The sequence below is a fragment of the Mycobacterium scrofulaceum genome (assembly GCF_001667885.1).
In the GTDB taxonomy this organism is placed as follows: domain Bacteria; phylum Actinomycetota; class Actinomycetes; order Mycobacteriales; family Mycobacteriaceae; genus Mycobacterium; species Mycobacterium scrofulaceum_C.
The window spans coordinates 123,793-136,409 of record NZ_LZJW01000132.1; the positions used below are offsets into that span (position 1 = coordinate 123,793).

Sequence of the window (12,617 nt, forward strand, 5' to 3'; positions counted from 1 at the left end):
GTCAGCCTCTTGACTGAACGTTCTCTCGTATGTGACGATTTCGTCAGTTAGTTTGGGGAGATGGCGATGGATTTGACCGAAAACGCACGTCCGGACGTGCACAGCGAGCAGGGCGCGCTGCGCGGGGAGCACCCCGGCCGGTCCCGCAACCCCGTCATCAAGGTCGCCGACATCGCGTGGCTGGAGTTCGAGCGGCCCGACCTCACGCGCGCCGAGGCGTTTGCGCAGGCATTCGGCTTCCACACCGCCCAGCACGGCCCCGACGAAGTGCACTTGCGCGGCACCCGGGCGGGTTCGCCCTGCGTGATTTTGCGTCGCGGCCGGCGCAGCCGGTTCACCGGCGCGGCGTTTCGGGCCTGCGACGAAGCGGACGTCCTCCGGCTGGCGGGTAACTGCGGCGCACCGATGCGACGGCTGCCGGAGGCCATCGGCGGGGTGTCGGTCGACTTGACCGACCCGAGCGGCATGTTGGTCCGGGTCGTCGCCGGCACGCACGAGCTCCCGGACCTGCCCGGCCAACAGGTCCACGTCTTCAACTTCGGCCCCGAGGTGCGGCGCACCAACGCCGGCCAGCGCCCCCCGCGCGTGCCCGCCCGGGTGGAGCGCCTGGGCCACCTGGTGGTGCAGTCGACCAAGTACCTCGAGACCCTGAACTGGTACCTCGACAACCTGGGCCTGATCGTCAGTGACTTTCTGTACTTCCCCGGCCAGCGCCACCGCGGTCCGGCCATGAGTTTCATCCGCTGCGACCGCGGGTCGATACCGGCCGACCATCACACCCTGGCGATGGCGTTGGGACCGGCCAACCGGTACGTCCACTCGGCGTATCAGGTCAGCGACCTCGACGCCCTGGCCGCCGGCGGCGAATACCTCGGCGCGCACGGCTATACCCGGTCATGGGGAATCGGCAGGCACATCCAGGGCAGTCAGATCTTCGACTACTGGCGCGACCCCGACGGCGACTTGTTCGAACACTTCACCGATGGCGACCTGTTCGACAACACGCTGGACCCGGGCTGGGCGCCCTTCACGGCATCCGGGTTGGCCCAGTGGGGGCCGCCGGCAAGCAGAGATTTCCTCGGAACCCACCCCAAATCGGCTCGCCGCGAGGTGGTTTCGATGATCAGCGCCCTCCGCGCGCACAACGAATTCGATTTCAACCGCCTGGTTGGCCTACTGAAAGTTCCCACCTCATGACCCTTTCCGTCCTGCACACCGTTTCCGAAACCGGCCACGCCTGGTGGCTCAAAACCGCCGACGGGGCCGCCAAGATCGACACCACCGCGACCAGCACCGCCGCGCTGCTGGCCGACCGCCCCGCCATCGAAGGCGCGGCCGCCAAGACCGAAGCCGTCCCCCTCGACACGCTCGCCTTGGTCTCACCGGTGACCCGGCCGTGCCGAGTGATAGCTCAGATGACCAACTACGAGTCGCACGTCAAAGACGCGGGCATGGATCCGGCGTCCATCCCCCTCACCTTCTTCCGCAAGGCGTCCGCCTCCATCACCGGGCCTTTCGACGAAATCGTCAAGCCCGCCCACGTGAGGCTGCTCGACTACGAGGTCGAGATCGGCCTGGTGATTGGCCGTGCCGTGCCGATCGGCACCACCATCACCGACGCCAACCTGGGTGATTTCGTCGCCGGGCTGGTCGTCACCAACGACGTCTCCGCGCGCGACATCCAACTCCCGCAAACCCAGTTCTACGAGGCCAAGTCGTACCCGACGTTCACACCGGTCGGCCCCGAACTGGTGCTACTCACCGCCGACGAGCTCAAGCGCTTCGGCGACCTGCGACTGCGGCTGAGCGTCAATGGCCAGGAACGCCAGAACGCCCTCGTCGAGGGCGACATGCTCTACCGGCCTCTGCAGGCGCTGCAGTCGCTCACCCAGTTCCAAGAACTCGCCCCCGGTGACCTGGTGCTCACCGGCACCCCGGCCGGCACCGCGCTGAGCGCCCCGCCGAAGCCGGTGCAATTCGTCGGAAACCTGTTGCCGCCGGCCCTCAAATGGAAGATGTTCTTCTCGCGGCAGGCCGCCAACCGCAACTACCTGCACGACGGCGACGTCGTGGAAGCCTCGGTGGCCACCGACGACGGGGCCATCGACCTCGGAATGCAGCGCAACACCGTGCGATTCACGTGACGACCCCAGCTACGCGCCGGGTGCCCGTCGTCATCGTCGGCGCCGGACCGACCGGCGTCACCGCGGCCACGCGGCTGGCGCAGTACGGCGTGGATTGCCTGGTGCTCGACCGCTGGACCGACGTCTACCCGCAGCCTCGAGCCGTGCACCTGGATGACGAGATCTATCGCATCATCGCCCGCCTCGGGCTGGCCGACGAGTTCGCCGCCATCTCGCGTCCGACGCTGGGTTTGCGGTTGGTGGACAGCCGATTACGCACCCTGGCGGAGTTCAACCGCGACCCCGAGCACAGTGCGCACGGGTTCCCGCAGGCCAACATGTTCGACCAGCCGGAGCTGGAAACTCTGCTGCGGGCCAACCTCGTGCGCCATCCCCACGCCCAACTACGGGGGAACGCCGAAGTCACCGATGTCGTGGCCGACGGAACGCGCATCCGCGTCACGTTCACCGACCGCTCCGACGGTGGGATTGACCAGGTCGACGCCGACTACCTGCTGGGCTGCGACGGCGCCAACAGCCTGGTGCGTGCGCGGATCGGTTCGACCATGCGGGACTTGCACTTTCAGCAACGCTGGCTGGTCGTCGACATCGCCAGCGACGCGAATCTTGGCCAGTGGGACGGCGTCCACCAGGTGTGCGACCCGGTACGCGCCGGGACCTACATGCGAATCGGGCCGGCCCGCTACCGGTGGGAGTTCCAGTTGCTCGCCGGTGAGACGGCGAACGACTTCGACACCCTGGACAAATTGCGTCCGTTGATCAGCCCGTGGACCAGCACCGTGCCCGTCGGCGAGCTGACACTGGTGCGCGTCGCCGAGTACACGTTCCGCGCGCAGGTCGCCGACCGCTGGCGCCGTGGGAACGTCTTCATCCTCGGCGACGCGGCGCACCTCACTCCCCCGTTCATCGGCCAGGGCATGGGGGCGGGGCTGCGCGACGCGGACAATCTCGCGTGGAAGATCGCCGCGGTACACCACGGCACCCTGGCGCCGGACGTTCTGGAAAGCTATGAGCGGGAACGCAAACCGCATACGCGATCCATGATCCGGCTCGCGCTGGGCGTCGGTTGGGCGATGACCGGCGGCGGCCGGCTGGGCAATGTGGCGCGCCGGGCGGTGCTGCCGAGACTGCGGCTCATCCCCGGCCTGCGCGACAAGGTGGTCGACTCCAGGACGCCGGCGCTGCGCCGTTCGGCGTTGGTTTGCACATCCCTGCTTTCGCGCGGGCTCGGCGGCACGCTCTGCCCGAATGCGCCGCTGGGCCAAGGCCGCCGGGTGGACGACGTCCTGGGCGCCGGTTTCGCGTTGATCGCCGCCACTCGCCCCAGTGCGGCCGACGAGGCCGCACTGCGGCGGCGCGGCGTCGCCGTGCTGGTCGCCGAACCCGGCGGGGCACTAGGGGCGTGGCTGCGAGGCGGGCGCGTCACCGCCGCGCTGGTGCGCCCCGACCGGACGGTGGCGCGCGCGGGACGCGACGTCGCCGCCCTTTGCGCGTGGACTGCTGCCGTCCTGTCGGCGGGTCGAAGTCAGGCGGAGGCGGACGGCCGGGCGACGATGACGGGGATCCGCACCGAGTGCAGCACCGCGTTGCTGACCGATCCCAAGAGGATGCCCGAGAGGCCGCCTCGGCCGTGACTGCCCACGACGAGAAGCTGGGCGAATTGCGACTTCTCGGTGAGCTGCCGGGCCGGCCCGTCACGTTCGACCAGCCGCTGCACCGTCACATCGGGGTAGCGCTCCTGCCAACCCGCCAGGTTCTCGGCGAGGCTGCGCTGCGCCTCCTGTTCCAAGGACGACCAATCCGCTTCGGGGAGTTCGCTGATAGCGATGTCGCTCCAGGCGTGCAAAGCCATCAGGTCGACGCCGCGGCGGGAAGCCTCGTCGAACGCGACAGCGGTCGCCAGCTCGGAGGCGCGCGAGCCGTCGATGCCCACCAGGACGGGAGCGTCGTGCTTGTCGGGCAGATCGTCGCCATGGATGACGGCGACGGGACAGTTCGCGTGCCGCACCACCGTCGCGCTGACCGAGCCCAGCACGCCGCGGGCCAGCAATCCCCGCCCGGCCGTGCCCACCACAACCATCTCCGCGTCGTCCGACATCTTGATCAGGGCCGGCGCGGGGCTGGAATACAGGAGCTTCCTGTTGATGCTCACCTCACGCCCCGCCGGGAGCGCCTCCTCGGCGAGCTTGATCGCGTGCATGATCGCCTTCTTGCCCTCGTCTTCCAGCCGCACCGCCAGGGAGTCGGGGTAGGGCACCGGCGGCCAGGTGGCGGTCGGCGTCGTCACCGCATGGACGACGGTCAGTGGAACTTTTCGCATGGCCGCCTCGTGGGCGGCCCAACTTGCCGCGGCATTCGATGCCGGCGAGCCGTCCACCGCGACGACGATGCCGCGCTGCTGATCAGGTGCTGACATTTCGTTCTCCCTCCATCACGAACGACGCTATAAACAGGCGGCGCCATCGGTCGTGAGGCTTAAGTCCCTAACCAACGGGACGGAGGGCTATTACCCGCGCGCGTTAAGGCGCCGGTAACGCTGTCTTCACTCGCCGGCTAGACGCGGCGGCGCTGCAACTGCGCGATGACCCAAAACGGCAACGCCACAAACAATGTGCCGCCGATCAGATTGCCCACGGTGGTGACGCCGAGGTTGGTGAGCAAGCCGTGGTTGCCGAATCCCCAACCGATCGCGCCGCGGGGCGCGCTCGGGTGAAACAGGTTGAGCAGCAAGGGAAGACCCAGGAAGCCAACGTTGGCGATCACGTGCTGGGTGCCGCCGATGACAAACGCGAACGGGCCGTAGAACGCGAATGTCATTCTGGCGACATCGCTGCGCGCCTTGAAGAACATGCACATCGAGGTCTGCAGGAACCAGGTGCAGACGACCGCGAGGAGGAGTGCGGTCCAGAACGGCTGGCCGGCCTTCTGGCTACCTACGGTCGCCGCCCGCTCGGCGAAGGCGCCCAGATACGGGCCGCCCGCGGCGCCGCAGACGGTGACGAACAGCAGCGCGCCCAGCACGTTGCCGATGAGTCCGACGACAACCAGGAAGCCATAGCTACCGATGCTCATGCGGCGATTGAGGACGGCGAGAAATCCCGCCGCCATGTCGGCGGTGATCAAGGACATGCCGGACACCAGGATCAGGACGAACGACATGCCGAACGCCAGGCCCATCAACAAACTCGCGACACCCGGTGTCTTCACCCCGGTGCTCACCATCAGTGCCAGCAGCGCTCCGAACGCAACCATCACGCCGCCGACCAGGGAACGCATCAGGAACGCCCACGGGTGCGTCGCCTTTTCGACCGCCATGGCGGCCACCCGGTCAACCATGGCGCCCACGCTGAGTGGCTCGAACGGGTCGTCAGGGACCTTCGGCGTGGTGCCAGAGGGGAAGCCGTCGAACAACTTCGGTGGTGACGCTTCGCCATCCAGTTGCGGCGCGGGTGCGTTGATCGTCATCGGTGTTCGCCTTTCCGTAGCGCACTGATCGCGTTGATGACCCCGGAGATGTGCTCCTCGCTGAGCCGCTCCCCCTCGAAGACATGGCTGAGCAGAATCTTCAGATCGAGCATCTGTTGGAGGTAAACCAGGCATGGGGGGCACTCGTCGAGGTGCTTGGCGACGACGGGGCCCCACTGTTGGGGATCGGAATCGACAAGTTCATCGACCAATCGGACGAAGTCGACGCAGTCGATGGCGGGAACTGTGCTGTCGTGGACGGTCATCGGCGATACCGCTTTTCCAATTCGTTGCGAAGATTTCCCCGGGCGCGGTAAAGCAGCGCGCGCTGCCCCTCGGCGGTCAATTCGAGAAGTTCGGCCGCCTCTTCGGCCGAAGTACCGACGATGTCCCGCAGGATGACCAGTTGGCGTTGCCGCTCCGGCAGCGCGTCCAGCGCCGTACGGACGTAACCGACGAGCTCGTTCTCCACGGTGCGGTCCTCCGGCAGGAAGCGCCCGGACGGTGGAAGGCTCCAGTGTCCGGCGTCGGGATGGCCGGCCGGGTGCATGCGGTCCGCCAAGGGGTCGACATCGTCCGCGGACAGCACCTCGTGGTCGCGGATGCGGGATTCCCGGCGCCGATGCCGCGAGGCGGTGTTCTTGACGATCCCGAACAGCCACGTCCCGACCGACGAGCGGCCCTCGAAGGAATCCGCGGACTGCAGGACCTGCACCCACGCCTCTTGCACGGCCTCTTCCGCGACCGTCGGCGAATCCACCATGGTGCGAGCGAAATTGACCATCGGCCGGTGAAAGTCACGCACCAGACTGGCCAGCGGAATGCCGCCGACCACCCGTTCGGCTTCGGTGCCCCCCGGCGGCACCGCCACCGGGGTCACCATCGACTCGCACTCAGCCGCATGCGGCCAGCTCCCAGCGCAGCTGCCCTTCGGACGGCGACTGGACGGGGATGAACGCGGCCTCCCGGTAGCGGCGACTGGCCGACGTCCTGCTCGCATACCCCTTGCCTCCGGCGGTGCGGATCTCGAGATCCGCACTGGCGCTCGACAGTTCGGCCGCGGCGAGACGCAGGGACAACAGTTCCCTCTTGGCGGGCGACTCATCCCCGCCCACCGCCGCGGCCAGATCCGCCAGCCTGGCCTCCGCGGTGGCGAGCTTTTCGGCGACGTGGTCGACTTGGGCGCTGAACACCGAGTTGACGCCGCTGAGGCCGGCTTTGGCCTGCTCCACCGCGGTCCTGGTGAGACCCAGGCACATGGCCGACTGCAGGACGAGGAACGTTGGCCGGACCGCCTCTAGGAAACCGCCGAAATCGCTCGACAACACCTGGGCCGAGGGGACGTAAGCGTCGGTCAGGTTGAGGTATGACGACGCGGTGCTACCCATTGCCAGCAGCTCGAAGTGGTCGCCCAGCACCACGCCTGGCGTGTTCAGCGGCAGGGCCACGATAAGTCGCTCACCCGCATCGGTGCGCACCGCGGTCACCATGGTCGAGTCGGGGTACAGGTTGCTCGCCCACCTGATCGGACCGGACACCCGGTAGCCGCCGTCGACCGCCGTGGCCGTCAGCTCGATGTTGCCGCAACCGGCCGCTTCCTTGAACGCCGACGCCATCCCGGTCACCCCCAGCGTGGCGCCGGCGAGGAGCGGCTCGGCGGCGCCGGTGCTGAAAGACGTTGCCGCGGTGAGTAAGTATTCCACCGCCATCCGGTGGGCCCATAACGAGAACCCGGTGCTCATGCATTCCGCGGAGATCAGCCGGATGACATCGGCCATCTCGGGAAGCCTGCCGTCGGTGTTGGCGGGTGCGCCCACCCCGAGCAAACCGGCCGCGCCCAGCGCGGTGAAGCAACGGCGGGACTGATGCTCGCCGCGGTCCAGCGCCCCCGCATGGGCCCGGATATCCTCTAGCAGTCCGACATTCAACTGGCCGGCGGCCGGGTTCATCGTCGCAGTCATGAGACCTCCTGGGGCGAGTGCTTCCACGCGTAGTCGAGGAACTTGCCGTCGAACGTGACGACCACTCTGTCGCCTTCGGGGTGCGGGCGCCGCCGCACGCTCAGCTGAAAATTGATCGCGCTCATGATGCCGTCACCGAATTCCTCATGGATGAGTTCCTTGATCGCGGGGCCGTAGACGGCCAGCGCCTCATGGAATCGGTAGATCGTCGGGTCTGTCACCGTGGTGGCCTGCGCACCCCGATACGGCATCAGCTGCAAGACCTCGACCGCCTCGTCGTCGAGGCCGAGGAGCGATCCGACCGTTGACGCGTCGCCGGCCGTCAGCGGGTGCTGACCGAGGAGCGCCGCGACGGTCCATACCGGATCCTTGCCGATAGACTCGGCGATTTTCGCCCAGCTCAACCCACGCTTGGCGCGGGCCCGCCTGACGACTTCGGCGAGGTCAGTCTTCGTCAATGCAGTTGCCACAGCAGCCTTCCCGTCCCCGGCCTATTCGGCGGACAGCGTCGAGTCGACGGTGACCGGGTTGCGGAACGTGTTCACCACGGGTGACCAGGCGATGGCGTTGTCGTGGATCTCCTTGAGCGTCGCCTCGTCGGCGTCTCCCGCCAGCGTCACCCTGCAGCGGACCGCGCTGAAGCCGAGGCGTTTTCCGTCCGGGGTGTCCCCCACACCCCACACCGCGGAGATGTCGATGTCACCTTCCATCTCGACCTCGATCTTGGTCAGGGTCACCCCGCGATGCGTCGCATTCGCCAGCAACCCCACCGAGACGCACGAACCCAGCGCAGCCAGGGCGGTCTCCGAAGGGTTGGGCGCGGAATCGTCACCGAGCAGGGCGGGCGGCTCACCCACCAGCATCGGCGCCAGGTCGCGGACGTAGGTCATGTTGCGGAACCCGGTCTCGCAGACCGTCTTGGCTTTCAAAGTCTTCTTGCCGGTCTCCGGGTTGGCCCTGGCGTTACACGACAGTTTGTCGAGGCCTTCGGCGTCGATGACTAACGCGTCGGTCATGCGATCCCTCCGTTCTTGCTGATCTTGCGGCTTCACGGAGTTAGTGCTCGGCGACGGCCGATCTGTGACGGTGGATGGTCTTGATTTACCTGACCGACACGATTCCTCACACGGCCGAAACGCGGCCCCACGAACGGCCGCCGGCGCTCGGCGGGATTTGCTTAGTCGAAAAGGCTTTGCCCGATGTAATGGCCTTCGGCGGGCGCGGGCGGCACCGCGAAGATTGCTGAGCCGATGTGGCGGACGTATTCGTTGAGAAGATCGTGGGCGCCCAACCGGTTCTGCAGGCGAATAAAATCTTGCGGATCTTTTTGATACGAAACGAACAGCAGCCCGGCGTTGAGTTGACCGTTGGCGTCGAGGCCGTCGGTGTAGTTGTAGGACCGGCGCCGAATCATGATGCCGTCGTTGTTCTCGCGGGCGACGAGGGCGACATGAGACATCGGATCGATCAGCGGGCCGCCGTCGGCGCCCTTCGCGGCGAAGTCGGGGGCGTCGAATTCGCCCCCTCCGCTCAGGGGTGCGCCCTCTTCTTTGGTGCGGCCAAAGATCCGCTGCTGATTGCCGATGCGGTCGACGTCCCAAGTCTCGAGGAGCATCCGGATCTTACGCACCACCTGATACGTTCCGCCGGTCATCCACGGCTGGTCGCTGTCGCGGACCCAGACGAATCGGTCGTACTCGGCGTCCGTGGTGACATTACGGGTTCCGTCCTTGAATCCCAGCAGGTTTCGCGGGGTGTGCTGGCCCGGGCCGGCTGAGGCCCGTCCGAATCCCAGCACCGCCCAGGACGGTGAGACGATGTCGCGGCCCAGGCGGGCCAGGTTTCGCACGGCGTGGTAGCAGACCTGCGGGTCGTCGGCGCACGCCTGCACGGACAGATCGCCGCCGCGCAGGCGGGGGTCAAGGTTGTCTCCGTTGAGCGGCGGCAGGTCGGTGAATACGGCGGGCCGCCGCCGGGCGAGCCCGAACCGGTCGCCGAAGATCGACGGTCCTAAGCCGATGGTGACGGTCAGCCCGGCGGGACTCAGTCCGAATGCCTCCCCGGTATCGACGGGTGGCTGCACGTCCACCCGTGGCTGCACGGTGCCGACGGGTTTTCCTTGCTGCAGGATCGCGGCCGCCGCCGACCAGCGCGCCAGCAGCGTTTGCAAATCCGTGCGCCACACGCCGGCGGCCAGCGAAAAGGACATGAACATGGCGTACCGCTGTGGCGGCGTGGCGATTCCGCCCTGATGCGGCTGGCCGTAGAAGGGGTAGCTACGGCGCAAGTCGACGTCGTCATCACCGCCACCGACCGCGCCGCCGCCATCGCGTCCGGCGGCCAGCGCGTAACCGGCCAGCCCCGCGCCAGCCGCACCGGTGAGCCCGGCCAACGCGGCGCCACCGAGCACGCGGCGGCGCGAAACCGGCGCGGTTTCATCGGTTTTGGCCGTTCCCTCGCTCACGGCTAGCTCGCCGACACCACTTTGGGCGCGATCGTCGACAGGCTCTGATGCAACGGCTGGACGACCGCGGTCAGCTTGGCGGCGTCGGCGGCTTGCAGCGCCGGGGTGTAGGTTCGGAAGCCGCCCAATGCGGACGGATCCCGATATTCGTCCAAAGCGGCCAGCACCGTGTGGAATTGGCGGTCGATCTGGACGACGAGATTGCCGTCGATCTTCTCCAGGCCCGGCCGCAGCGAGGCGTAGGCCTGCCGGGCGCCTTCGACGTTGGCGGAGAAGTCGACGAGGTCGATGTGGCTGAAGGCCTCCTCCTCTCCGGTGATCTTGGTGTTCTGGATCTCCTCGACGAGGTCGCTGGCGCCGTTGGCCAAGTCCTCCGGCTTGTACTGCAGCAGGGCGACGATGGCGGTCAACTTGCCCACGTTGCCGACAAGTTCGGAGCTGAGATCCTTCGTGCCGGGCGTGATCGCTCCGCCCTGCCACAGGTCGCGTTCGATCGCGTGGAAACCCTTCCAGCCGACCTTCGCGTCGACGGGAGTCGACTCCCGCATGTCGATCAGATAGTCGAGGCGGCCCGCATTGTCGCCGACCGCGAATCCCACCAGGATGAAGCCCTCGACGGCGGACTCCGAACGTTCCCAAAAGACGCGCGCTTTGGCGTAAGCGGCCTTCGCGGCGTCGACGTCACCGGCCCGCACGGCCGCGTCGAGTGCCTTGACCCCGTCGCCGAGTTGACCGATCTGCTGGACCACGTATGCGGCGTAGTCCTTGGTGCCCCCGTTGAGGGTGTCCGCGACGCCGCCGGTTGGCCCGACCGCCGCCTGGCCGGTGACCGTCAACGGCTGGTATTCGTTACTCGCGCCGGGGCAATACAGCTGATACGAGCCGCCGCCGAGAGTCACGGTGAACGAAACGGGGTCGAGCCCGGGAGCGAGGTCCTCCTTCTCGCCGACGATCCGCTCGCCCCTGAGTAACTCGACTTCGCTGATGCCGGGTGCGTTCGTGTTGGCGACCGTGAACGTCACCGGGCCGGCGGCGACGTTCGTATTGTCCAGCGCGCAGGCGTCTTTGCCGCCTTGGTTGGCCAGGGTCACCCGCACCGTGTTCGGGCGGCCGGATTTTGCCGCTTCCGCGCGGCTCACGTCGCTACCGGACGGACCGCAGGCGGTCGCCGCGGCGACGACCAAGGCCGCTGCCGCCGGCGGTAATCCACGACGGCGTGGCCTGCCGGCCGGACGCCGATACGTCACGGGGCCGGCTGCGTCACGAAGTCGATCAGCTCCTCGACCCGGCCGATCAGCGCAGGCTCGAGGTCATTCCAATCGCGCACTCGGGAACGGATATGGCGCCAGGCCCTGGCGATGTCCGCCTGGTTCCCGTGCGGCAGGCCGAGCGCCTGACATGCGCCGCGCTTCCACTCGATGTGGCGCGGCACGTCCGGCCAGGCCGCCAGGCCCAGCCGCTCGGGCTTGACGGCCTGCCAGATGTCGACATAGGGATGCCCGACCACCAGGGTGTGCCTGCCACCCGGGCTCCGTCGCACGGCGTCGGCGATCCGCGCCTCCTTCGAACCCGCGACGAGGTGATCGACGAGCACACCAAGCCGGGAGCCCGGACCGGGCGCGAATTCCGCCACGATATCCACCAAATCGTCCACGCCGCCGAGGTGCTCGACGACGACCCCCTCGATCCGCAGGTCCTCGCCCCACACCTGCGCGACGAGTTCGGCGTCGTGGCGGCCCTCGACGTAGATCCGGCTGGCGCGGGCGACCCGGGCGCGCGCGCCCGGCACGGCCACCGAGCCCGACGCCGTTCGCGTGGGACTCGCGGGCGCCACACGGCGTGGCGCGGTGAGGATCACCGGCCGGCCCTCGAGCAAATAGCCAGGGCCCAAAGGGAAGCCACGCACGTGCCCGCGGCGGTCCTCCAGGTCGACCCGCCCGTACTCGACTCGCACCACCGCACCGACGTATCCCGTCTGTACGTCCTCGACCACCAGGCCGAGCTCGGCCGGGTGCTCGGTCGAGCGCGGCTTGCGCCGGCCCGCGGCAAGGACATCGGTTCCATAGCGATCAGCCACGCGGCCATAGTAGAAAGCCTTGCGGTCAAACGCCGCTACGGCACGCCCGCCGGAACGCATCGTGGCGAAGATCGCTCCCATCGCAGGGGTTCCGACGGCCGGTAAAAAGTGCGTTTTAACTGTGTGGCGTTACTCAGCTGATGACGTTACCGATGGTACGTTGCTAGTCGTAGGAACTGCCGCTCATTCTCAAGCGGCGGTGAGCGAGGTGGGATGATGGACCTGGCCCTTTGGGTGTCGAGCATCGTGGCTTTTGTGCGGGCCGGATACCCCGCCGGCATGCCGACGACCGGACATTCCCCCTTGGCGGCCCTGGCTCGCCGACGACTGTGCGATGACGAGATCCGCGCCATCGCAAGCAAACTCATGAGCCGCCAGTTCTGGCCGATCAACCCCGTTGATATCGGTGTGGAAATTACCCGCGTCACCAACCAGTTGCCGTTGCCTGCTGACGTGGAGCGGGTCGAACACCGCCTCAACGAGATCCGCTGCGCGCGCGGATAGCC

At 67.6% G+C, this 12,617-nt stretch carries 14 protein-coding genes; 4 read left to right on the forward strand and 10 right to left on the reverse strand.

What is annotated here, in order from left to right:
* Positions 1-66: 66 nt before the first annotated feature.
* Genes A5681_RS19415 through A5681_RS19425 form a run of 3 tightly spaced genes read left to right on the forward strand, consistent with a single transcriptional unit; the run spans position 67 to position 3,778 of the window.
* Positions 67-1,197, forward strand: coding sequence for a VOC family protein (locus A5681_RS19415; protein WP_082968444.1), 1,131 nt, complete (start codon positions 67-69; stop codon positions 1,195-1,197).
* Entirely contained in the window at positions 1,194-2,144 is a 951-nt protein-coding gene (locus A5681_RS19420) for a fumarylacetoacetate hydrolase family protein (protein ID WP_067278711.1), read from the forward strand. The genes A5681_RS19415 and A5681_RS19420 overlap by 4 nt, the downstream gene beginning before the upstream one ends.
* A complete protein-coding gene (locus A5681_RS19425; protein ID WP_231996364.1) occupies positions 2,141-3,778 on the forward strand; it encodes a bifunctional 3-(3-hydroxy-phenyl)propionate/3-hydroxycinnamic acid hydroxylase in 1,638 nt (545 codons plus the stop codon). Before A5681_RS19420 ends, A5681_RS19425 begins: the two co-directional genes overlap by 4 nt.
* On the opposite strand, the gene A5681_RS19430 is transcribed toward A5681_RS19425, so the two are convergent.
* The 10 genes from A5681_RS19430 to A5681_RS19475 form a co-directional block, all read right to left on the reverse strand.
* Positions 3,670-4,560, reverse strand: coding sequence for a universal stress protein (locus A5681_RS19430; RefSeq protein WP_067278717.1), 891 nt, complete (start codon positions 4,558-4,560; stop codon positions 3,670-3,672). The two genes, A5681_RS19425 and A5681_RS19430, sit on opposite strands and share 109 nt — an antisense overlap.
* A gap of 137 nt (positions 4,561-4,697) precedes the next feature.
* Positions 4,698-5,609, reverse strand: coding sequence for a formate/nitrite transporter family protein (locus A5681_RS19435; RefSeq protein ID WP_067278721.1), 912 nt, complete (start codon positions 5,607-5,609; stop codon positions 4,698-4,700).
* Positions 5,606-5,875: a hypothetical protein gene (locus A5681_RS19440; RefSeq protein ID WP_067278724.1), complete on the reverse strand. Its 270-nt coding sequence runs from the start codon at positions 5,873-5,875 to the stop codon at positions 5,606-5,608. Before A5681_RS19440 ends, A5681_RS19435 begins: the two co-directional genes overlap by 4 nt.
* Positions 5,872-6,492, reverse strand: a complete 621-nt coding sequence (locus A5681_RS19445) for an RNA polymerase sigma factor (protein ID WP_067278727.1) — start codon at positions 6,490-6,492, stop codon at positions 5,872-5,874. Before A5681_RS19445 ends, A5681_RS19440 begins: the two co-directional genes overlap by 4 nt.
* Before the next feature lie 10 nt (positions 6,493-6,502).
* Positions 6,503-7,570: an acyl-CoA dehydrogenase family protein gene (locus tag A5681_RS19450; RefSeq protein ID WP_067278731.1), complete on the reverse strand. Its 1,068-nt coding sequence runs from the start codon at positions 7,568-7,570 to the stop codon at positions 6,503-6,505.
* Positions 7,567-8,040 carry a cyanase gene (cynS, locus tag A5681_RS19455; protein WP_067278735.1) on the reverse strand — a complete coding sequence of 158 codons (474 nt, stop codon included), beginning with the start codon at positions 8,038-8,040 and terminating at the stop codon, positions 7,567-7,569. The genes A5681_RS19450 and cynS overlap by 4 nt, the downstream gene beginning before the upstream one ends.
* A 21-nt stretch (positions 8,041-8,061) precedes the next feature.
* Positions 8,062-8,586 (reverse strand): OsmC family protein, encoded by a 525-nt coding sequence (locus tag A5681_RS19460; RefSeq protein WP_067278739.1) that lies wholly within the window; start codon positions 8,584-8,586, stop codon positions 8,062-8,064.
* A 161-nt stretch (positions 8,587-8,747) separates the two neighbouring features.
* Complete coding sequence (gene efeB / locus A5681_RS19465) at positions 8,748-10,034, reverse strand: iron uptake transporter deferrochelatase/peroxidase subunit (protein WP_067278743.1); 1,287 nt, start codon at positions 10,032-10,034, stop codon at positions 8,748-8,750.
* A 2-nt stretch (positions 10,035-10,036) separates the two neighbouring features.
* Complete coding sequence (gene efeO, locus A5681_RS19470) at positions 10,037-11,173, reverse strand: iron uptake system protein EfeO (RefSeq protein ID WP_231996365.1); 1,137 nt, start codon at positions 11,171-11,173, stop codon at positions 10,037-10,039.
* Positions 11,174-11,277: 104 nt separating this feature from the next.
* Positions 11,278-12,111, reverse strand: coding sequence for a DUF3097 domain-containing protein (locus tag A5681_RS19475; protein WP_067278934.1), 834 nt, complete (start codon positions 12,109-12,111; stop codon positions 11,278-11,280).
* A gap of 216 nt (positions 12,112-12,327) precedes the next feature.
* Here A5681_RS19475 and A5681_RS19480 point away from each other — a divergent pair, with 216 nt between their 5' ends.
* Positions 12,328-12,615 carry a DUF3349 domain-containing protein gene (locus tag A5681_RS19480; protein ID WP_067278938.1) on the forward strand — a complete coding sequence of 96 codons (288 nt, stop codon included), beginning with the start codon at positions 12,328-12,330 and terminating at the stop codon, positions 12,613-12,615.
* Positions 12,616-12,617 lie beyond the last annotated feature (2 nt).